16 protein-coding genes and 1 other RNA gene are annotated in these 20,083 nt (G+C 69.7%); 10 read left to right on the plus strand and 7 right to left on the minus strand.

The annotated features are described in order from the left end of the window. Nucleotides 1-737 precede the first annotated feature (737 nt). Complete coding sequence (locus ACZ6SD_RS16840; RefSeq protein WP_465317852.1) at nt 738-1,985, plus strand: serine hydrolase domain-containing protein; 1,248 nt, start codon at nt 738-740, stop codon at nt 1,983-1,985. Nucleotides 1,986-2,455: 470 nt separating this feature from the next. Here ACZ6SD_RS16840 and ACZ6SD_RS16845 read toward each other — a convergent pair whose 3' ends face one another. Together ACZ6SD_RS16845 and ACZ6SD_RS16850 are read right to left on the minus strand one after the other, a co-directional pair. Further along, complete coding sequence (locus tag ACZ6SD_RS16845) at nt 2,456-3,274, minus strand: DsbA family protein (protein WP_465317853.1); 819 nt, start codon at nt 3,272-3,274, stop codon at nt 2,456-2,458. 18 nt (nt 3,275-3,292) lie between these two features. Next, nucleotides 3,293-3,748 (minus strand): MauE/DoxX family redox-associated membrane protein, encoded by a 456-nt coding sequence (locus ACZ6SD_RS16850; protein WP_465317905.1) that lies wholly within the window; start codon nt 3,746-3,748, stop codon nt 3,293-3,295. Nucleotides 3,749-3,814: 66 nt separating this feature from the next. On the opposite strand from ACZ6SD_RS16850, the gene hrpB reads away from it, so the two are divergent. The 4 genes from hrpB (at nt 3,815) to ACZ6SD_RS16870 (ending at nt 10,678) form a co-directional block, all read left to right on the plus strand. Then, a complete protein-coding gene (gene hrpB / locus ACZ6SD_RS16855; RefSeq protein ID WP_465317854.1) occupies nt 3,815-6,241 on the plus strand; it encodes an ATP-dependent helicase HrpB in 2,427 nt (808 codons plus the stop codon). A gap of 793 nt (nt 6,242-7,034) precedes the next feature. Then, nucleotides 7,035-9,287, plus strand: coding sequence for a hypothetical protein (locus tag ACZ6SD_RS16860; RefSeq protein ID WP_465317855.1), 2,253 nt, complete (start codon nt 7,035-7,037; stop codon nt 9,285-9,287). A gap of 197 nt (nt 9,288-9,484) precedes the next feature. Continuing rightward, nucleotides 9,485-10,114, plus strand: a complete 630-nt coding sequence (locus ACZ6SD_RS16865; RefSeq protein ID WP_465317856.1) for a DedA family protein — start codon at nt 9,485-9,487, stop codon at nt 10,112-10,114. Between the two features lie 102 nt (nt 10,115-10,216). After that, complete coding sequence (locus ACZ6SD_RS16870) at nt 10,217-10,678, plus strand: SixA phosphatase family protein (protein WP_465317857.1); 462 nt, start codon at nt 10,217-10,219, stop codon at nt 10,676-10,678. 200 nt (nt 10,679-10,878) lie between these two features. Here the strand turns inward: ACZ6SD_RS16870 and ACZ6SD_RS16875 are convergent, their stop codons facing one another. Together ACZ6SD_RS16875 and ACZ6SD_RS16880 are read right to left on the minus strand one after the other, a co-directional pair. Next, on the minus strand, nt 10,879-11,265 hold the full coding sequence (locus ACZ6SD_RS16875) for a hypothetical protein (RefSeq protein ID WP_465317858.1): 387 nt from the start codon (nt 11,263-11,265) through the stop codon (nt 10,879-10,881). Beyond that, nucleotides 11,234-11,359 carry a hypothetical protein gene (locus ACZ6SD_RS16880; RefSeq protein ID WP_465317859.1) on the minus strand — a complete coding sequence of 42 codons (126 nt, stop codon included), beginning with the start codon at nt 11,357-11,359 and terminating at the stop codon, nt 11,234-11,236. The genes ACZ6SD_RS16875 and ACZ6SD_RS16880 overlap by 32 nt, the downstream gene beginning before the upstream one ends. Before the next feature lie 673 nt (nt 11,360-12,032). Between ACZ6SD_RS16880 and ACZ6SD_RS16885 the strand changes: the two genes are divergently transcribed. Together ACZ6SD_RS16885 and ACZ6SD_RS16890 are read left to right on the plus strand one after the other, a co-directional pair. Beyond that, entirely contained in the window at nt 12,033-12,980 is a 948-nt protein-coding gene (locus tag ACZ6SD_RS16885; protein WP_465317860.1) for an abortive infection family protein, read from the plus strand. 628 nt (nt 12,981-13,608) lie between these two features. After that, complete coding sequence (locus tag ACZ6SD_RS16890) at nt 13,609-13,770, plus strand: hypothetical protein (RefSeq protein ID WP_465317861.1); 162 nt, start codon at nt 13,609-13,611, stop codon at nt 13,768-13,770. A gap of 223 nt (nt 13,771-13,993) precedes the next feature. On the opposite strand, the gene ACZ6SD_RS16895 is transcribed toward ACZ6SD_RS16890, so the two are convergent. Both ACZ6SD_RS16895 and ssrA read right to left on the minus strand, forming a co-directional pair. Beyond that, a complete protein-coding gene (locus ACZ6SD_RS16895) occupies nt 13,994-14,563 on the minus strand; it encodes a hypothetical protein (RefSeq protein WP_465317862.1) in 570 nt (189 codons plus the stop codon). A gap of 19 nt (nt 14,564-14,582) precedes the next feature. Continuing rightward, nucleotides 14,583-14,955: a transfer-messenger RNA gene (gene ssrA, locus ACZ6SD_RS16900) on the minus strand. 170 nt (nt 14,956-15,125) lie between these two features. Between ssrA and ACZ6SD_RS16905 the strand changes: the two genes are divergently transcribed. From ACZ6SD_RS16905 to ACZ6SD_RS16915, 3 genes are read left to right on the plus strand one after another with little or no spacing between them, the layout of a single operon-like run. Beyond that, nucleotides 15,126-15,809: a sensor domain-containing protein gene (locus ACZ6SD_RS16905; RefSeq protein WP_465317863.1), complete on the plus strand. Its 684-nt coding sequence runs from the start codon at nt 15,126-15,128 to the stop codon at nt 15,807-15,809. Between the two features lie 7 nt (nt 15,810-15,816). Further along, nucleotides 15,817-16,935: a sensor histidine kinase gene (locus ACZ6SD_RS16910; RefSeq protein WP_465317864.1), complete on the plus strand. Its 1,119-nt coding sequence runs from the start codon at nt 15,817-15,819 to the stop codon at nt 16,933-16,935. Beyond that, nucleotides 16,923-17,567 carry a response regulator transcription factor gene (locus ACZ6SD_RS16915; RefSeq protein WP_465317865.1) on the plus strand — a complete coding sequence of 215 codons (645 nt, stop codon included), beginning with the start codon at nt 16,923-16,925 and terminating at the stop codon, nt 17,565-17,567. Before ACZ6SD_RS16910 ends, ACZ6SD_RS16915 begins: the two co-directional genes overlap by 13 nt. A gap of 33 nt (nt 17,568-17,600) precedes the next feature. Here the strand turns inward: ACZ6SD_RS16915 and lon are convergent, their stop codons facing one another. Beyond that, on the minus strand, nt 17,601-19,964 hold the full coding sequence (gene lon, locus ACZ6SD_RS16920) for an endopeptidase La (protein WP_465317866.1): 2,364 nt from the start codon (nt 19,962-19,964) through the stop codon (nt 17,601-17,603). Nucleotides 19,965-20,083: the final 119 nt, after the last annotated feature.

Raw genomic sequence — 20,083 nt, forward strand, 5'->3', positions numbered from 1 at the left:
GCTCGCGGCCAATAGAGCGGAGTGTGACGAGTGTCGCTGGACTCTCTGGATCGTTCGCCCGGTGGCGTCAGGCGTTGGCGGTCGGCCTCCCGCCAGCGCGTGGCGCGACCAGGGCGACACCAGCCACGAGCGACGACGGGGGCCGCCCACGGGCACGCGGGGCCGCGGCGGCGGCGCGGTTCGCTCCACCGACGCGTTGACGACCACGGTATCGGAACAGCGAACGCACGTCCTGTGCTTGGTGATGATCGAAACGGCGCGCGGCCTCGACGCGGACGACGACTTCGCGGCTGTGGACGGCGTGGACGGCACCTTCGACCTGTCGTTGGCCCTCGGCCTGGATGTGAACGAACTGCTAACCGACTGCGGGTCCGTACGCGGGATCCGTGGAACGCGCCGCCCGCTTTCGGACGGCGGGCTTCAGGCGGTTGGCCGACATCGGCGTCGCGGGCGCTCGTGGCGCTCGGCCACTACCAGGCTGTCGGCGACGGCCAGTCCCAGCCGCATGAGTCGGCCGGGGGCGGCTTTCTTCTTTTCTGCGGCACTCCAGCTTGGGCCTGTGGCGCAGTCCGTGGAATACGCTCTCGGACGATATCACATAATCCGACAATCGGCCGGTTTGTGTTCGGTCATAACGATTCGTGGGAGATGTTGTTGCCGATGCCATTGTGTGTGACATCGCACTCGGGCAGGCTTGTCCATTAATCGAATCTCGACCCACTGCGAGGAGTCAGACGGTGCGGAGACACATCAGGTGGCTTGGTCCGGTGGTGGTGGCGCTCAGCGCGGCGGTGGTCGTGCCGCTGGTCGGCGACGCGGCGGCCGTGCCTGGTGCGGTGAGCGCCGCCGTCGCCGCGGATGAGCCGGGGGCTGAGGCTTGGGCGCAGGTGCCACGCGATCAGGTCGCCGCGCGGTGCGGGTTGGACCCGGCGCTGCTGGACCAGGCCAACGCCGCGCTGCCGAGCATCCCGTTCACCATTGTCCGGCACGGGAAGCTGTGCTGGGTCAATCGGCCCGCCGACACGACATCGACCTATCACGTCGCGTCGGTGACCAAGACGTTCGCCGCGACGCTGTTCGGCATGATCGCGCAGCGCAGCAGCAGCCTGGAGGACACCGACTCGGTCCGGGAATGGCTGTCGGCGTGGGAGACCCTGACGATCAACCCGCGGGCCACGCTGGCGCACGTGCTCGCGATGACGTCGACCAAGTTCAGTCTGGCGACCGATCAGAAGGGCGGCTGGAGCTACGACGCGCTCGGCTTGCGGGAAATCAACCAGCTGATCACCGTGATGAACCGGGCGATTCAGCGCGAGCCCGCCGCGTTCCCCGGCGTCACCAACGTTCAGCAATTCGCGCAGCGCTACCTGTTCGACGTGCTCGGCATGCGCGCGTCGAACTGGAATGGCGCCAACATCGCGTACGGCCTCAACAGCACCACCCAAGATTTGTCCCGCCTCGGGCTGTTGTTGATGCAGAAGGGCAATTGGCAGGGCGTCCAACTGCTTGAGGAGAAGTTCGTTTACCGGATGACGCACCCGGCGTTCGAGGACACCAACACCGGTTACGGCTACCTCACCCAGATGAACGCCCACCAGGGATGGCGCTACTCGTCCGGCACCAACGACACCGCGTGCTCCCCGTACAGCACCTGGCCGCGCCACCCGCACGCCCCGTTCAACGCGACCACCCACAACTACGGCGGCACCCCGCACACCGACGAGCGCTATGACATCGGTCTCGCCTGGGCCGCGGGCGCGGGCGGGCAGCGGGTGTCGCTCCACCGCGGCCTCGACCTGGTGATCACCGTCCGGGACGACAGCACCAACGAGGGCCACAAACGGGTGTGGAACGCCATACGGCCCGCCCTGGTCGCACTGGACCAGCGGTTCGCGGGCGACGAGGCCGGGTTCTGCGCCGCCTACCAGCGCAGCCAGTACGCCCCCGCGCTGCGCTTCCCGTGGTCGGCAGCCGCGAGCCAGTAACCGCGGCGAAGTCCGAGATCGCGCGCCCTGCCCGCGATCTCGGACTTCCAGTCGGCCAGTGGTCGGGCATTCGACGCAAGCGTGGTGTCCCACCGTGGACAGCCGTATGGCACCGTCCACAGCAGATCCCCGGAGCGCAGGAGCACGACTATCACCACCCCAGTCTGGGCAGACTGACTCCTGCCCGATGACGCCAAGCACGTTGCCCGGCTCTCCGCTTCGGCAAGGTCAGCACCCACAACTCGTCCCCGGACGAGGTGGACGACGGACCACACGAGTTCACCAGCTGGCTGGATCAGCGGCTGCACACGGCGGCGCCTGGGACGTCCAAAGCCGGACCTGTGTGAGGGGCGCACGCGGCAACCGGTGGCCAATCAAGCGAACACTCCGGCACGCGGACTCCCGCCGCGAGACATGTTCCCGGCCGCGGACATGGTTCGACCCCGATCAAGGCCATCCCAAAAGGGCCGTCAGCCCTGGGACGCGGCGATCAGGTTGTCGAGCCACTTGGGGTCGGAGATGTCGAGGGCTTTGCCGTTCGCGGCGATGGTGGGGGTGCCGAAGCCCTTGCGGCCGTCGCCGAGGTCCTGCAACAGGTAGTCCGTGGTGCTGGCTTTTCGGTACGCGTCGGTGATCAGTTGGTCGTACTTGCCCGTCTTCACTCCGTCGGCGAAGGACGGGGATGTCACGCCGACGGCGCGGGCGAGGTCGATGAGCTGGTCCTTGGTCCAGCCGCGCGCGCCTTCCTCGGGCTGTTCGGCGAAGAGGCTCTTGTGGAAGGGGAGGAACTTGCCTTCGTCGGCGGCCAGCAGCGCCGCGTTGGCGGAGTCGGTGGAGTAGCCCTCGGGGTCGGACCTGCTGGCGAGCATGTTGACCAGGTGGTAGCGGACCTTGATCGTCCCGGCTTCCAGCCGCTGGTCGATCTGCTGGCCGTAGCGGTCCTCGAAGGAGGCGCACACGGGGCACAGGAAGTCTTCGTAGACGTCGACGGTGACCTTCGCGGTGTCCTTGCCGACCACGACCGCCGCGTCCTCGCGCACGGTCGGCACGGCCAGGCTGACCTGGTGCACGGGGATGCTCTGGCCGACTGTCGCGTTCTTCTTGCTGTTGGTGTAGACCACGCCGCCGATGACGGCGCCCGCGATGACCAGGACCACCAAGACCCCGATGATGATCTTGTTCCGGTCGGTCTTCGCGCCGCGCGCCGCGGCCACCACGTTCCTGGCCGCGGGTGTGGCGCCGGTCTGGCCCTGCCGCCGCTTGCGCGCGCTGCGTTCCGCTCCACCCACCTGTCTGCCCTGGCCTTCCTAACTCGTCCCGGCGAACCGGGAGTCGATCGAGAAACGGGTGCGCGGCCGCACGGCCAGCCACACCGCCATGGCGAGGAACCCGATGTCCCTGGCCAACTCCTGCGGATACCGCGTGTCGCCCGCCGCGACCTGGCCGCCGCCGCCGAAGCAGCCGCAGTCGATGCTCAGCCCGCGCGCCCACGACTGGGCGACCGCGCCGATGAAGGCGAGCAGCACCAGGCCGGACAGCACCGCGGTGAGCCGGGTCCCGAGCCCGGCGAACAGCAGCAGCCCGAGCGCGAGTTCGAGGAACGGCATGGCCGCGGCGACCACGCTTACCAGCGCGCCGGGAAGCAGGTCGTAGGCCTGCACGGCGATGAACGTCTGGTTCGGGTCGCGCACCTTGATCCAGCCCGAGACCAGCCACACCGCGGCCAATCCGAGCCTGAGCAGCGTGCCGACCCAGTCCAGCACGGCCCCCTTCGTCACGCTTTCCGACGCTACCCGCGCACGCTGAGGGCAAGCTGAGAGGCTGGTCCCATGCGACTGCCCGACCGTCTTCCGGATCTCCCGGTCCGCGCCGCCCTCGGTGAGATCGCCCGGACCGTGGCCGAGCACGGCGCCGCGGTCCTGGTCGCGCCGCCGGGCACCGGCAAGACGACGCTGGTGCCGCTGGCGCTGGCCGAGTCGGGGAAGGTCGTGGTCGCGGAGCCGCGCAGGCTGGCCGCGCGCGCGGCGGCGGCGCGGATGGCCGCGCTGCTGGGCGAGCCGGTCGGGCGCACGGTCGGCTACGCGGTGCGCGGAGACCGAAAGACGTCGAAGGACACCCGGGTCGAGGTGGTCACCTCGGGCCTGTTGGTGCGGCGCCTGCAGAACGACCCGGAGCTGTCCGGAGTGGACACCGTGCTGCTGGACGAGTGCCACGAGCGCCACCTCGACGCCGACCTGCTGCTGGCCCTGCTCCTCGACGCCCGCGACGGGGTGCGCCCGGACCTTCGGCTGCTCGCGACCAGCGCGACGGTCGCCGAGGGCAGGCTGGCCGAACTGCTGGGCGGTGCGCCCGTGGTTCGCGTAGAGGCGCGGGCTTACCCGGTCGATCACCGTTATGTGCCACCGCTGCGCGGAGAGCGGATAGAGGGCTGCGTGGCCCGCGCGGTCCGCATGGCGCTGTCGGAAGTGGATGGTGACGTGCTGGTGTTCCTGCCGGGCGCGGCCGAGATCCGCCGGGTCGCCAGCGCGCTGCACGGTCTTGACGTGGACGTGCTCCCGCTGCACGGCAGGCTAGCCGCGGCCGAGCAGGACGCCGCGCTGGCGCCGGGGCCGCGCAGGCGGGTGGTGCTGTCCACGGCGGTCGCCGAGTCGAGCCTGACCGTCCCGGGCGTGCGGGTCGTGGTCGACTCGGGCCAGTCGCGGGTGCCGAGAGTGGACCACCGGCGCGGACTGTCCGGGCTGGCGACAGTGCGGGTGTCGGCCGCGGTGGCCGAGCAACGGGCGGGCCGCGCGGGCCGGGAGGCGCCCGGCCGGGTCTACCGGTGCTGGCCGGAGCACGAGCACGGCACGCTCCCCCGCTACCCGGAGCCGGAGATCCGCACCGCCGACCTGACCCGGCTCGCCCTGGAACTGGCCTGCTGGGGCACCCCGGACGGCGGCGGGCTGCGCTGGTGGGACGCCCCGCCCGCCGGTCCGCTTTCCGCGGGCCGGACAACGCTGACGGCGCTGGGCGCGCTCGACGGAGACAGCGTTACCGAGCGCGGGAAAGCGATGGCTCGTCTGGGCCTGCACCCCCGGCTCGCGCGCGCCCTGCTGGACGGCGCGGCGGAAGTGGGCCCGGACAACGCCGCCGAGGTCGTCGCGGTCCTCGACGACGACGGCCTGGCGGCGAGCACCGACCTCGACGCGAGCCTGCGCGCGCTGCGCAACGGCTCCCCCTCGACCGCGCGCTGGCGGCGCGAGGTCCGCAGACTGGCGGCGATGGTCGACGGCCCGCGCGACCGGCCCGCCGACGCGGCCCTGGTCACCGCGCTCGCCCACCCCGAACGGCTCGCCCGCCGCCGCTCCGGTGACGCGCCGGTTTACCTGATGGCGGGCGGCACCGCCGTCGAGCTGCCGCCCGGCAGCGGCCTGGGCGACCCGCAGTGGCTGGCCGTCGCGGTGGCCGACCGTCCGCCGGGCGCCGCGCACGGCCGGGTCCGGCTCGCCGCGCGCGCCGACGAGGACCTGGCGGTGGCCGCCGCGCCCGCGCTGGTCTCGACCGCCGACGAGGTGGCCTGGGTCGACGGCGACGTCGTGGCGCGGCGGGTCCGGCGGCTGGGCGCGATCGTGCTGCGGGAGAAGCCGCTGGCCCAGCCGCCGGGCGCGGCGGTACGGGCGGCGGTGCTCGACGGCTTGCGGCGCGGCGGGCTGGCGCTGGTCCACTTCTCCGACGCGGCCCGGTCGCTGCGGCAGCGGCTGGCGCTGTTGCACCGCGTGCTGGGCGCCCCCTGGCCAGCCGTGGACGACGAGACGCTGCTGGCGCGGGCCGAGTCCTGGATCGGCGACGCGCGCGGCCGCGCCGACCTGCGCCGCCTGGACATGACCTCGGCCCTGCGCGCCCTACTCCCCTGGCCCGCCGCGGCGCGGTTGGACGAGTTGGTCCCCGAGCGCGTCGAGGTGCCGTCCGGCTCGAAGGCGCGCCTGGACTACTCGGGGGACGTGCCCGCGTTGCCGGTGAAGGTGCAAGAGGTCTTCGGTTGGACAGCGAGCCCAGCGGTGGTCGACGGGCGGGTGCCGGTGGTGCTGCACCTGCTCTCCCCCGCGGGCAGGCCGGTGGCCGTCACCGCCGACCTCGCCTCGTTCTGGGCGACCGGCTACCCCCAGGTCCGCGGCGAACTCCGCGGCCGCTACCCGAAGCACCGCTGGCCAGAAGACCCGCTGACCGCGCCGCCGACCCGGCACAGCATCCAGCGCGCCCGCCCGCTGGACCGGTGACGAAACCGCCGTTCCACCTACGCCACGCCGGTCAATGGCGCCGACAGCGCACCACAGGCGCTCGGCGCCGCGATCCTGGCTCTAGTCCCGCAGTCGGAATCGCCACAGCCGTGACTACCCGAAACCTGCCCGGCGACCACAACCGCGCCCACCGTCCCGCGCCACCCAAACCTTCACCACCGTCCACCTGCCACACGGCCTGCTGAAGCTCGCCCGGCTTCGCAAGATCACCGGCCTACCCCATCGCCGCTGCCGCGCAGCCGCCGCCCGCGCGATCCACCGCGCGATCCGAACCGACTCCATCGCACTGCCGCTTCTCGCCGCCACCAACTCGGCGATCACCGCCCTCGCCGAGTACCGCGAACTCCGAACCCCCCACCCGGCCTAACCACCCACCAGCGCCCCACACCCGCGCCGACTCCACCCCGAAACTCCCCGAAAACCCCCACCCCACAAGCCCCGCCCACCCTGGGGGCCGAGCCCTGATCCATTCTATCGGCGCAGGTCAGGCGGAGGAAGAGGGTGCGCGCCGCCTGTGGATAACTCGCCGACGACGACGCCTGAGCGCGGCCGCGCCAGCAGCGACGATCACCCCGCGCACCCGAGCCAGCCCCGCGAAATCGCCCGATCGGGCAGCCGCGTCCGCCCCAAAGAACGTGACTCTCCGGAGAACGCCCAACCGATCAATCCCCCGAACGGACCGTAACAAGCTTTTCACACACAGCGACCCCCCACCTGGGCCCCACACCTTCACCGCCCACCTTTCGGTGATACAGAAAGGAATCCGGTCACCATGCGTACCAGAACGCGAAGACCGACCCCCCGATTAGCCGTCGTCGCGATAACCGCGCTGACTTTCCCCCTGATCACCACCCCAATCGCCGAAGCCGCGCCCGTCCCCGGCGTGGACGTCCTCTACACCCTCGACGAGGACTTCGACCAAGGCGTCCTGCAGGACGTCAACCACGACGCCCCCAACAGCGACCAGCTCCAACTCGACCGGACCAGCACGTTCTTCCCGTTCGTCAACGTCGCCGCCTCCGCGCGCGGCACCATGGTCCGCATCGACGTCGACACCGGAGCCATCGTCGGCGAGTGGCTGTCCGCGCCGGACGGCCGGGGCCGCAACCCGTCCCGCACCACCGTCGACAAACTGGGCAACACCTGGCTGTCCAACCGCAACGAGGGCGCGGGCGGCAAGGGCTCGGTGACCCGCGTGGGCGTGATCGTCGGCGGCACCCGGGTCAACGCGTCCGGCGCCCCGGACGCCGCGGGCGACTACCTCGTCGGCCCGTTCGCCTACAACACCTGCCAGGACCGCGACCAGGACGGCCGCTACGCCACCAGCCGCGGCCTCGGCGACATCCGGCCGTGGACGAACGCGGGCGGCGTCGACAACGACGGCGGCGTCACCACGGCCGCGGACGAGTGCCTGATCAACTACACCCGGGTCACCGGCTCCAACACCCGCACGGTCGCCGTCGACGGCGAGAACAACCTGTGGACCGGCGGCATGGACCTCGACCACGAGAAGGTCGACGGCGGCACCGGAGCCCCGGTGCCGGGCACCCAGGTCAACTTCGGCTGCGGCGGCTACGGCGGCCTCATCGACCAGGCCGGGACCCTGTGGTCGGCGCGCAACTTCGGGCTGCTGCGCTACGAGCCGGGCACCGGGGCCAACGCCTGTCTCGACGGCACGCACGGCGACTACGGCCTGGGCCTTGACCCGATCACCGGCGAGATCTGGCACACCAACGTCAGCGGGAACCGGGTCGCCAAGCTCGCCCCGGACGGCACGCTGATCGACGCCTACCCGCACGGCAACGCCAACGCGCAAGGCGTCGCGGTCGACCGGGACGGCAACGTCTGGGTCGCGCACTCGCTGATCGGCCCGGCCACCACGGTCGGCCACCTGCGCACCGACGGCACCTACGTCGGCAACGTCACCCTGCCCGGCGGCTCCGGCCCGACCGGTGTCGCGGTCGACAGCAACGGCAAGGTGTGGGTCACCAACATCAACACCAACAACGCCATGCGGATCGACCCGGACGCGGGCCCGATCGGCGGGGGCGGCTTCCCGGTCGGCGCGGTGGACCTGACCGTCGACCTCGGCGCGGGCGCGGGCCCGTACAACTACAGCGACATGACCGGGTCGGTGCTCGGCGAGATCACCGCGCCGGTCGGCACCTGGTCGGTCGTGCAGGACGGCGGAGCCGCTGGCCACGCCTGGGGCACGGTCGCCTGGAACACCGAGCCGCAGGGGTCGGTGCCGGCGGGCACGTCGATCACCGTCGAGGCCCGCGCCTCCGACAGCGAGGCGGGCCTGGCGAGTGAGGCGTTCACCGAGGTGGCCAACGGCGTGCAGTTCGCCAAGATCGGCCGCTACATCGAGGTCAGGGCGACGCTGCGAGCCAACGCGGCAGGCGACAGCCCGGTGCTGTCCGATCTGCGGATCAAGTCGTACCAGCGGCTGGGCTCGTTCTCCTGCCAGGCGACCGCGCTCAACGTCGCGGGGATCGTCGTCGCGCGCGCCAACCCGCCGGACGTGCCGTGCGTGGACGACGAGGAGACCGTGGCGACGGCGACGCTCAACGCGGGCATCCTGCGGGTGAGCACGAACGCATTGCACGCCAAGACCGAGCAGCAGCCGGACAACGCCCCGGTCACCCCGCCCGCTCCCGGCGACGGGTCGCACGCGAACGCCCGGGTCGACCAGACCCGGATCACCGCGGCGCTGCTGGTGACCATCGAGTTGGGCGTGGTCAGCTCGGAGGCGTCCGCGACGTGCGTTGCGGGCCCGAACGGGCTCCAGCCGGTGTTCCACGGCGCGTCCAGCGTCGCGGGTCTGCGGATCAACGGCGTGCCGATCGCCGTGGGCAGCGGACCGGTGACGATCCCGCTGGTCATCGGCGAGTTGCGGCTCAACAGCCAGGTGGTCAGCGGCGGCACGATCGTCCAGCAGGCCGTGGTGCTCGACACCCTGCTCACCGATGTGGTGATCGCGGAGTCCAAGGCCAACGTGGAGGACACGCCCTGCGTGACCTGACCCGGCCGTGACCTGGTGTCCTCTCCTGTCGGCCGCTCCGACGGGCGAGGACACCAGGTTTCCCCGCCCCGCTCCGGCGGGTATATCGGCGATCATGTGCGCGTCCCACCAGGAGCCCGCCGGATGAGCGAGCTTGCGAGCGAATCATCAACACAGTGCGTAGGCGCGCGGGACCACCGATCTTGTGAGGTGGCCTGATGAGCGGGCCGACCAGCGGCCTGACCGGCTGGGCCCTCGACGTCATGGACGTCCTAGGCGCGCCCGGCGCGGGGCTGCTCATCGCGGCGGAGAACCTGTTCCCGCCGCTGCCGAGCGAGATTTTCCTGCCCCTGGCCGGTTTCGCGGCGAGCCGCGGCGGCATCGGCCTGGGCGCGGCGATCGCGTTCACCACCCTGGGGTCCCTGGTGGGCGCGCTGGCCCTGTACTTCCTCGGCGCGCGCCTGGGCGAGGACCGGCTGCGCGCCCTGGCCGACCGGATGCCGCTGCTCAGATCGTCCGATGTGGACAGAACGTCGCGCTGGTTCGATCGGCACGGCGGCAAAGCGGTGTTCTTCGGCCGGATGCTGCCGGTGTTCCGCAGTCTCATTTCCATTCCGGCTGGCGTGCACCGGATGCCGCTGTGGCGCTTCGTCCTGCTGACCGGGTCCGGCAGCTTGATCTGGAACTCGGCGTTCGTGCTCGCGGGCTACGCCCTGGGCCAGAGTTGGCACCTCATCGAGGACTACGCGCAGGTCTTCGAGTACGGGATCCTCGGCGCGGCCGCCGTGGCCGTCACCTGGTTCGTCGTCCGCCGAATCCGCGCGAAGAAGAAGTCGACCGTGACGTGATCAACCCCACCCCGCGACACCCCCACCAGCGCACACTGGCGAGTCCCCGACACGGGCGAACCGGAAGCTGGTTCGATGGGAGTCCATGACGAGGAGGGGCACATGCGCCGGTTGGTGGTTCTGCGGCACGCGAAGTCCGCCTGGCCGGAGGGCGTCCCCGACTACCGCCGCCCCCTCAACGAGCGCGGCAGGCGCGACGCCCCCGCCGTCGGCCGCTGGCTGGCCGAGAACGTGCCCCCCATCGACTTGGCCCTGGTCTCCCCCGCCACCCGCACCCGCCAAACCTGGGACCTGGTAGCCGCCGACTGGCCCCGCACACCCCCCACAACCTTCGACGAACAACTCTACGGCGAAGGCGCCAACGCCATCCTCACCGTCCTCACCGCCGTCCCGGCCACGGCCGACACCGTCCTGCTGATCGGCCACAACCCCGACCTAGAAGACGTCGTGGAATCCCTCACCGGCACCCGCCCCACCCTCAAAACCTCCAGCCTCGCCCTCCTAACCTGGCCCCCCACCACCCCCAAACCCACCCTCACCACCACAGAAACCATCCGCGGCTAACCACCACACCCACCCACCAGCCAAGCCACAGCGGACCACTCCCTGGGACACAGCTAGCAGGACAGTGTGGCACCTGGCAGGCCACCCACCGGAGCACAGCGACATCTGCCACACCACTCACCAGGACCGGCTGGTTCGGGAGACAACGCACCGTGGGGGTCTGGGGGTCGCCCCCCAGATATAACGACGGCCGACCCGGTTCACGCTTTCGCGAACCGGGTCGGCCGAGGCCGTGGAGCTTCTCCGCCGTTATTCGAACCATCCCGGCCTCGTGGGTCACGCAGCATTTCACGGTATTCGGCCAGGTGAGAGACGCAGGCGAAGCGCAGGGTGCTGTTTGCTGGGGTGACGCGGTACTCCCAGCGGATGGTGGCCACGAACATCGAGCCGCGACTGGTTGCTGGTCCTTTCTCCCAGGGGTGAGAGCGTGACGGACACGTCAACGTCATGCCAACCTCTGGCGCGTGGATCACCTGGTCACGGAGATCGGTGTAGACATCGCGGGCGAGCGCCTTGTCCTCGAGTCGGAGCCCGATGGCGTTGGTGGCGATCCGATCAAGCGTCTCGGGCGAAGCGACATCCTTCAAAGGTGTCGGCGTTGAAGGCGAGGTTGTGTAGCACCGCGTCGCGGATGGCTGGCGCTTCCTCGCGGACGACGGCGCCGAATTGCTCGGCGGCCAACGCACGCGACTCCTTGAGGGGCGTAGTACTCGAAGATGACGGCGATAACACCCCCAGGTGGGATCGTTCTCGACGGCCTTGAAACCTGCTCCAGCGACAGCAGTCACCAACCCGGCGAGACGGAGTTTGGTCTTGTAGAGCTGGTGAAGCAGGTTAGCCATTCAAGATCAAGTATAACAAGAATTCTCCTGGCGTTGAATAGACAGTGGGGATCCCTGGACAGGGTCGGTGTCCGGGGGTTCTCCTTGGTGAGATACCACCGCTGATGGCGACGCGCATGGGGATCACCCCATTGAAGATCAGTGAACCGGAACACGTTGAACAATATCCGATTTTGAGATATTAACGATACTGGTGATGGTCTTGCCCGGTGGAGAAAGCGTACTCTTCCGCGAGTTGCGGCACGAAGTCAGCTTGACGCACGTTCAGGTGGCCGAGCAGCCCAGAGCGCCGCAGGCGTTTGCGAGCAAGCATGAGTCCAGTGAACGACGTCTGGATGTGATCGAGCTGCGGCACGTGGCGCAGGCGCTTAGGGTAACGCTGCGTCTCGTACTGAACGGTTCGAGACAGAAACAACCAGCAAGGGCGATAACAGACAGTGACAGGGCGCGTGACAGGCAGATACTTCGGCGGGGTGCCTACAACACCCTTCAGGCTGGAACGTCCAGACGGCTTGGACGAAACAGCCTGGGCCGCCATTGAGCAGGCGCTTACCAGGCTCAACACGGCTATCGGTACCAGCGACCTCCAATTGGTGATCGGCTGCGCGAAGGAGTTGGCCGAGTCCGTTGCCAAGGTGGTACTCGTGGCCCGCGGGAACACTGTGGCCAGCGGAGCCAAGTTCCCCGACGTTCTTGGTAGTGCGCACGTCGCGCTTGATCGCCAGCCTGGCCGGGGCTTGGCCGCCGATGCCCAAGTTCGCAACATCGCCCAAGGTGCCAAGACTGTAGCTTCGCAACTGCCAGAACTTCGGAACAAGTACGGGACCGGCCACGGCCGCGCTGTGGCCCCCGATGTTGTGGACGAACTCGCCCTCGTCGCCGTCGACGGTGCTCTGCTCTGGGTACGTTGGGCGCTTCGCCGGCTCCATCACCTCATCAAGGGGCGCCCCGATCTGCTCATTCGCGACCTGGAAGACGCCACCTTCTACCGAGGCGATCTTGCGGAGCGCCTGGCCGCCGCCCGCCTAGCGGAGCATGAAGAAGTTGACCAATACCAGGTGGGTTTCCACGTTGCGCGTCGGGCCATGCGAGACACCTTCCTGGTCATGGAGGAGGGTGTGGAAGCCTGCACCGAGTCGCCCGATCTTGAGCGTTGGCCGCTTGGCTATCGCGCCGGGTTGCTGAACGGGCTGTTCCTTACGGCGAATGGCTTCATCGACGCGACGCCGTGGAGTGTCAAGCAAGCCGCGTTGCTGCTGCAGACGTCGGCCAATAAGCTGACCGATGCCGTCGCTGAGTTGGCCGAGAAGCTTCGCGTCGCCAACTACGGCATACGGCTAGGCGACGACACTGCCAGGAAGGAAGCGGAGTCGGCCGCCCAGGATATGCGTTCACAGATGTCAACAGCCGTGAGAGCAAGGTGGCAGATCATCGAGGAAAGATTAATGGTGCCGTTCTGACCAAATTGCCAAAGCCACTGTGGCTTGCGGACTCTCGCACCGCCCTCGGTTTTGGCGCAGGAATTTGGGTTCTCAATAAGGAGCCGAAACTCATTCTTAAGGCATTCGAATCGACTACTTGCCATGTCGGGGCAGGCATCAAGTGCCGCTTCCCAGCCCGTGACAGATTGATGCCAATCTTCCGCATTCATGATCTTGAGGCTCGGCGGCACTGCCAACGCCCGTGTAACCGCCTTGATTCTTCTTTACACACGAGTACAGCACGCTGTTCTTGGCTGGAGTGAGTCGGTCAAACGACAGCAGACGTTCGTCTTCACGCGCCAACTCCGCCCGCTTCTGCTGGCGCCGCCGGTTCGCTTGGTAGTTGGCCCGGCGGCCATATATAAGGACATAGCGTGGCTCGAGCGCCTGCTGGGCTAAGTCTGACGGGATCTCGCAGTGTTGAAGGAATGCAAGCTGCACGTTCTCGCGGACCTGCTGTGGGATGCGCTCACCCAGCAGCTGTCGACGCGAAGTGGTGTCACGCGCAAATCAAGGCTGACATGTGTTGCTACATGCTCCTACGGCTGTATTGAGCGCTGTGCGATCACTGCGCCGGTTCACGACCGCGCCAAGGTCCCCAGACTACGTGATCGTGCATCCCTTCAACCGAGTCTTTCGGAACGGTGTTGACGCCGGGATCACCAAGCGCGACATCAAGGAGGTCGGCACCCGCGTCGTCTCCACCGACCTCGACATGGGCGAGAGCCCGGAGAGCGCGATGGTCGAAGCCATCATCCAACGCTGTTGACCAATACCAGTCGGAAGCAAACGGCGCGGATATCAAGTACGAGATGAGCCGGAAGGCCAAGTACGTGACACGATCGGTCCGGCCCCTTTGGGCTACCTCAACGTCCGCGAACCCAAGCCCGAGAGCGGCGAGATCCGCACCGTCGCAATCGACCCGGAACGCGCCAAGGGTATCGACCTGTTCGCGAGCGGCCAGTACGCAGCCAAAGAAACCTTGGCGCGGATCACTTGCTGCTGGACTGCGGACTCGACCGACCCGACGCACGCCCGCCAAGCCGCTCTCCCTGAGTCAGTTCTATGAGATCCTGACTGATCGCTACTACTGCGGCTTCGTCACGTACGACGGCGACAAGTACCCACGGCAGGCACCAGGCGCTCATTTTGAGGAAATCTACGACCGTGTCCAGCGCGTGTTTGCCCTGCGCGGTGGCGGGGGCGCGCGGAGATTCAGGGTCAGCTCGCCGCCGCCAACAAGCTTGGAAGAGGGCCGCGAGTTCTTCGTGGCTGCCCTCACGCTCCTCGCGGCCCCTCAAGGCTTCTTCCGGCGCGGCAGCGACGCCGTGAAGTGCGCCACGACCAAGGTCATCTTCAACAAGCTCGACATCGACGCCGAGGACACCACCGGACACGATCTCAAGGACGGTATCAAGGGCCTGGTTGAGGCCAGAGCACCGGCCGGGCAACCGGCCCTGACCAGCGCACACGACGAAAGCGGCTCTATCCTCGATGAGGATGGAGCCGCTTTCGATCTTGCTATCGACGCTGGCCCGCTCGGCGTGGTCCTCGCGGACCACGGTTCAAGTAGGACCGCGATGGTGGAGGTGCCGGGAATCGAACCCGGGTCCTCTGTCGCTTCACCAGGACTTCTCCGTGCGCAGTTCGCTGTGTCTCTGCTTGGCCCCACCGGTCACGCGAACTAGCCGGTGTGACGGGCCCAGTCACTGTGGGTTTCCCGCGTAGACCCCGTGACCGGGTCTGGCGGTAAGCCTCCTAGCTGATGCCGGCGACCGGGGCGGAGGCATCCCCGGGCCGACAGACACGCGCTCGCTTAGGCAGCGAGGGCGTAGTCAGCGCGACTGTTAGTCTTGGCGCTTATTGGTTTGCGAGCGACGCTTAAGGTGGTCATCTCGCCTGCACCTGCACGCTTCCCCTGACTCGACGTCCAGAGTCGAAACCGTTCACCCCCGTGGTGGTAGTGGATCGTTCAGTCACTGAGTCTAACGCTACCCGCCTGCCGTTTCATCCCGATTGCCAGGTAGGGGCAGCCCTACCCCCGGCTCGGTGGCGCTCCCCATGGTCCACCCCCACGCCTGCCCGCGATGCTGGTCGCACTGGCACGAGGAGGGGACACACACCATGACCACGATCCACAGCGACGGCAGGCGGCCCAGTCCGCCGCTACTCGGGGCGCTGGGTTATCTGCTGATGAATCTCCCGGTGGGGATCGCGGGGTTCGTCGCCTTGGTGACCCTGTTCAGCGTCGGTGTGGGCACGGCGGTCGTGTGGGTAGGGTTGCCGGTGCTGGCGGTGGCGATCGTGCTGGCCCGGGGCGCGGCGCGGGTGGAGCGGGCGCGGGTGCACGCGATGCTGGGCGCCTACATCGCCAGCCCGTACGCGCCGCTGCCCGCGAAGGGGCAGTGGAAGGCGCGGGTCAAGGAGGGCGCGACGTGGCGGGACGTGGGGTATTTCCTGCTGCTGTTCCCGATCGGGGTGGCGGAGTTCGTCCTGATGGTGACGTTCTGGTCGGTGTCGCTTGGCCTGGTGACGCTGCCGGTCTACTACCGCTTCCTGCCGACTGGGAGCTGGCGGCTGTGGGACTGGGAGCGCCCGGTCCTGGTGGTCGACTCGGTGTTCGAGGCGCTGCCGTTCGCCGCGCTCGGGTTGCTGGTGCTGGCCGTCTCCGTGGTGCTGACCCGGGGTCTGGCGACGGCGCACGCGGTGTTCGCGCGGGCGCTGCTGGGGCCCTCGCCTGCGACGGTGCGGTCGTTCGGCGTGTGGGAGCCGGGGTTCAAGACGGCCACGGGGGCCCACGGTGGATGATCCGGGGGTGAGCCGACAGCGGCGCTACCCGCATCCGGCGGCGGCCATCGCCTACCTGCTGGGCGGTTTCCCGCTGAGCCTGGTCACGTTCGTGGCGACCGTGGTGCTCGTGTGCGTGGGCGTGTCCACGGTGGTCATCTGGGTGGGGGTCGGCATCCTGGTCGGCGCGGCGGTGGCGACCCGGGCGTTCGGCAACGCGCACCGGTTCTGGGCGCGGACGCTGGTGGGCGCGGACCTGCCCGCGCGGCCGGTGCTGGTCTCCGAGGAGGGGGTGCTGCGGCAGTGGCGGGGGCTGCTCACCGATCCCAGGACGTGGCGCGACTTCGGCTACCTGATGCTGGATTTCCCGCTGTCGGTGTTCGGGTTCACGCTGGCCGTGGCGAGCATTCCGCTGGTGCCGCTGGCGATCTGGGTGGCCCCGCGCTACGCCTGGCTGCACTCGCGGCTCGCGGTGGCGCTGCTGGGCCCGGACCGCACCGCCGACCTGACCGCCAGGGCGGAGCGGTTGCAGGCTTCCCGGGCCCGGGGCGTGGACGCCGCGGAGGCCGAGCGGCGCCGGATCGAGCGCGACTTGCACGACGGCGCGCAGCAGCGCCTGGTCGCGGTGGCGATCGGGTTGGGCCGGGCCAAGGGCAAGCTCGACGCCGACCCGGACACCGCGCGCGCGTTGATCGATGAGGCGCACGCCGACGCCAAGCTCGCCGTCGCCGAGTTGCGCGACCTGGCGCGCGGCATCTACCCGGCCGTGCTGGGCGACCGGGGGCTCGACGCGGCGTTGTCGGCGCTGGCGGCGAAGTGCCCGGTCCCGGTCGAGGTGTCGGTGCGGGTCGAGCCGCGTCCGCCCGCGGCGGTGGAGAGCACCGCGTACTTCATCGTCGGCGAGTCGCTGAGCAACATCGCCAAGCACGCGAACGCCTCCGCTGTGCAGGTGAAGGTGTGGCGGTCCGACAGCGACCAGGTCGTGGTCGAGGTCACCGACGACGGCGACGGCGGCGCCGCGCTGCGGCCGGGGGGTGGGCTGTCCGGGCTGGCCGACCGCGCTGCCACGATTGACGGTGTGATGACCGTGGTGAGCCCCATCGGCGGGCCGACAGTGATCCGGGCTGACCTGCCGTGCGTGTGGTGATCGCCGAGGACTCGGTGCTGCTGCGGATGGGTGTGCTGCGCCTGCTCGCCGACGAGGGCATCGAGACGGTCGCCGCGGTCGACGACGGCGACGGGCTGCTCACCGCGGTCGCCGAGCACCGGCCCGACCTGGCGATCGTGGACGTGCGGATGCCGCCGACGTTCACCGACGAGGGCCTGCGGGCCGCCGTGCGCGCCCGCGACGAGCTGCCCGGTCTGCCGGTCCTGGTGCTGTCGCAGTACGTCGAGGAGCGCTACGCGGTCGAGCTGCTGGCCGGTGGCGCGGGCGGCGTGGGCTACCTGCTCAAGGAGCGGGTCGCCGATGTCGCGGAGTTCGTGGACGCGGTGCGCCGGGTCGCCGCGGGCGGCACGTGCATCGACCAGGAGGTGATCGCGCAGCTCATGGCACGCGGGCGGCGCAACCCCATCGACCTGCTCACCCCTCGGGAGCGGGAAGTGCTCAGCCTGATGGCGCAGGGCCTGTCCAACACCGCCATCGCCAAGTCGCTGACCGTCTCCGACGGCGCGGTGGAGAAGCACGTGGGCAACATCTTCGCCAAGCTCGGCCTGGAGCCCAGCAGCGAGGAGCACCGCCGGGTCCGGGCGGTGCTCACCTTCCTCGACCGCGGCTGAGGGGCCGTCCCGCCCGGGACGGCCCCCACTGAGTCACGCCGCGACCTGCCGCGCCTGCTCGGCGGGCTCCAGCGCGAGCGCCACTGCCTCCCGCACGTCGGCGACCAGGTGCACGGTCAGCGCCGCCAGCACGGACTCCGGCACGTCGTCGAGGTCCGGCTCGTTGCGCTGGGGCAGCAGCACCGTGGTGATGCCCGCCCGGTGCGCGGCGAGCAGCTTCTGCTTCACCCCGCCGATGGGCAGGACCCGGCCGGTCAGCGACACCTCCCCGGTCATCGCCACGTCGGAGCGGACCGGCCTGCCGGAGAGCAGCGACGCCAGCGCCGTGGTCATGGTGACGCCCGCGCTCGGCCCGTCCTTGGGCACCGCGCCCGCCGGGACGTGCACGTGCACGCCGCGCTCGGCCAGTTCGGCGACCGGCAGGCCCAGTTCCGGCCCGTGCGAGCGCAGGTAGGACAGGGCGATCTGCGCGGATTCCTTCATCACGTCACCCAGTTGTCCGGTGAGCGTGACCCCGGACGCGCCGGTCTCCTTCTCCGCCAGCGACGCCTCCACGAACAGCACGTCGCCGCCCGCCCCGGTCACCGCGAGCCCGGTGGACACCCCAGGAACCGCAGTGCGCTCGGCCGATTCGGGCGTGTGCTTGGGCTGGCCAAGGTAGCCGCGCAGGTCGGCCGCGGCCACGCGCAGCGGCAGGTCGACCTCGCCGAGCGCCAGCCGGGCGGTGACCTTGCGCAGGACGCGCGCGATCGCCCGCTCCAACTGCCGCACGCCCGCCTCCCGGGTGTACTCCCCGGCCAGCAGCCGCAGCGCGGCCTCGGACACCTCGACCTCCTCCGGCGCCAGCCCCGCCCGCTCAAGCTGCCGGGGCAGCAGGTGACCGGCGGCGATGGTGACCTTCTCGTCCTCGGTGTAGCCGTCGAGCTGGACCAGCTCCATCCGGTCCAGCAGCGGAGCCGGGATCGCGTCGACCACGTTCGCCGTGGCCAGGAACACCACGTCGGACAGGTCGAGCTCGACTTCGAGGTAGTGGTCGCGGAACGTGTGGTTCTGCGCCGGGTCGAGCACCTCCAGCAGCGCGGCCGTCGGGTCGCCTCGGTAGTCGGAGCCCACCTTGTCGATCTCGTCCAGCAGCACCACCGGGTTCATCGAGCCCGCCTCGGCGATGGCCCGCACGATCCGACCGGGCAGCGCGCCGACGTAGGTGCGCCGGTGGCCGCGGATCTCGGCCTCGTCCCGCACGCCGCCCAGCGCCACCCGGACGAACTCGCGCCCCATCGCCCGCGCCACCGACTCGCCGAGCGAGGTCTTGCCGACCCCGGGCGGCCCCGACAGGGCGAGCACCGCCCCGCTGCGCCGCCCGCCGACGACCCCGAGCCCGCGCTCGTCGCGCCGTTTCCGCACGGCCAGGTACTCGATGATCCGGTCCTTCACGTCGTCCAGCCCGGCGTGGTCGGCGTCGAGCACCGCCCGCGCCCCCGCGATGTCGTAGGCGTCCTCGGTCCGCTTGTTCCACGGCAGGTCGAGCACCGTGTCCAGCCAGGTTCGAATCCACCCCACCTCGGGCGACTGGTCCGAGGTCCGCTCCAGCTTGTCCACTTCGGACAGAGCGGCTTCCCGCACCTTCTCCGGCAGGTCCGCGCTTTCCACCCGGGCGCGGTAGTCCTGCTCCTCGGACGCGGGCTTGCCGTCCAGTTCGGCGAGTTCCTTGCGGATCGCGGCAAGCTGTTGGCGCAGCAGGAACTCCCGCTGCTGCTTCTCCATGCCCTCCTTGACGTCCTTGCGGATCGTCTCGGCAACGTCGAGTTCGGCGAGGTGCTCGCGCCCCCACTCCAGCAGCTTCTCCAGCCGCGCGGAGACGTCGGTGGTCTCTAGCAGCCAGACCTTCTGCTCGTCGGACAGGTAGGGCGCGTAGCCCGCCATGTCGGCCAGCGCGCTCGGGTCGTCAAGCTGGTTCACGGTGTCGACGACCTGCCAGGCGCCCCGCTGCTGCAAGATCGTCGTGACCAGCCCCTTGTACTCCCGGGCCAGCTCACGGGTGCGCTCGTCCACGGCTTCGTCGGCCGTCTCGACCCGCACCCACAGCGCGGCCCCCGGCCCCGTGGTCCCGGCCCCGATCCGCACCCGCCCGGTCCCCCGGACGACGGCGGCGAGCTCACCGCCGGGCAGCCTGCCGACCTGCTCCACCACGGCCAGCGTGCCGACCCGGGCGTACTTCCCGTCCAGGCGCGGCGCCAGCACCACCCGGGCGGGCTCGTCCCCCGCCCGCGCCGCCTCGATGGCGGCCCGGGCCTCGTTGGCGTTGTCGGAGCCGGTGAGCTGGATCGGGACAACCATGCCGGGCAGCAGGACCGTGTCATCCAGCGGCAGCACCGGCAACGTCAGAGCCTCGGACATGCTGATCACTCTCCAGAAGTTGAGTCTGGACAGCTCAACCTCTCTGAGCCAGGTTTTGTTTCCACACCGCGTTCGCCCACAGCGAGCACCCCGTCCACCCGAGGTGAGCACATCTCTCC

This window comes from Actinokineospora sp. NPDC051303, from assembly GCF_055586285.1.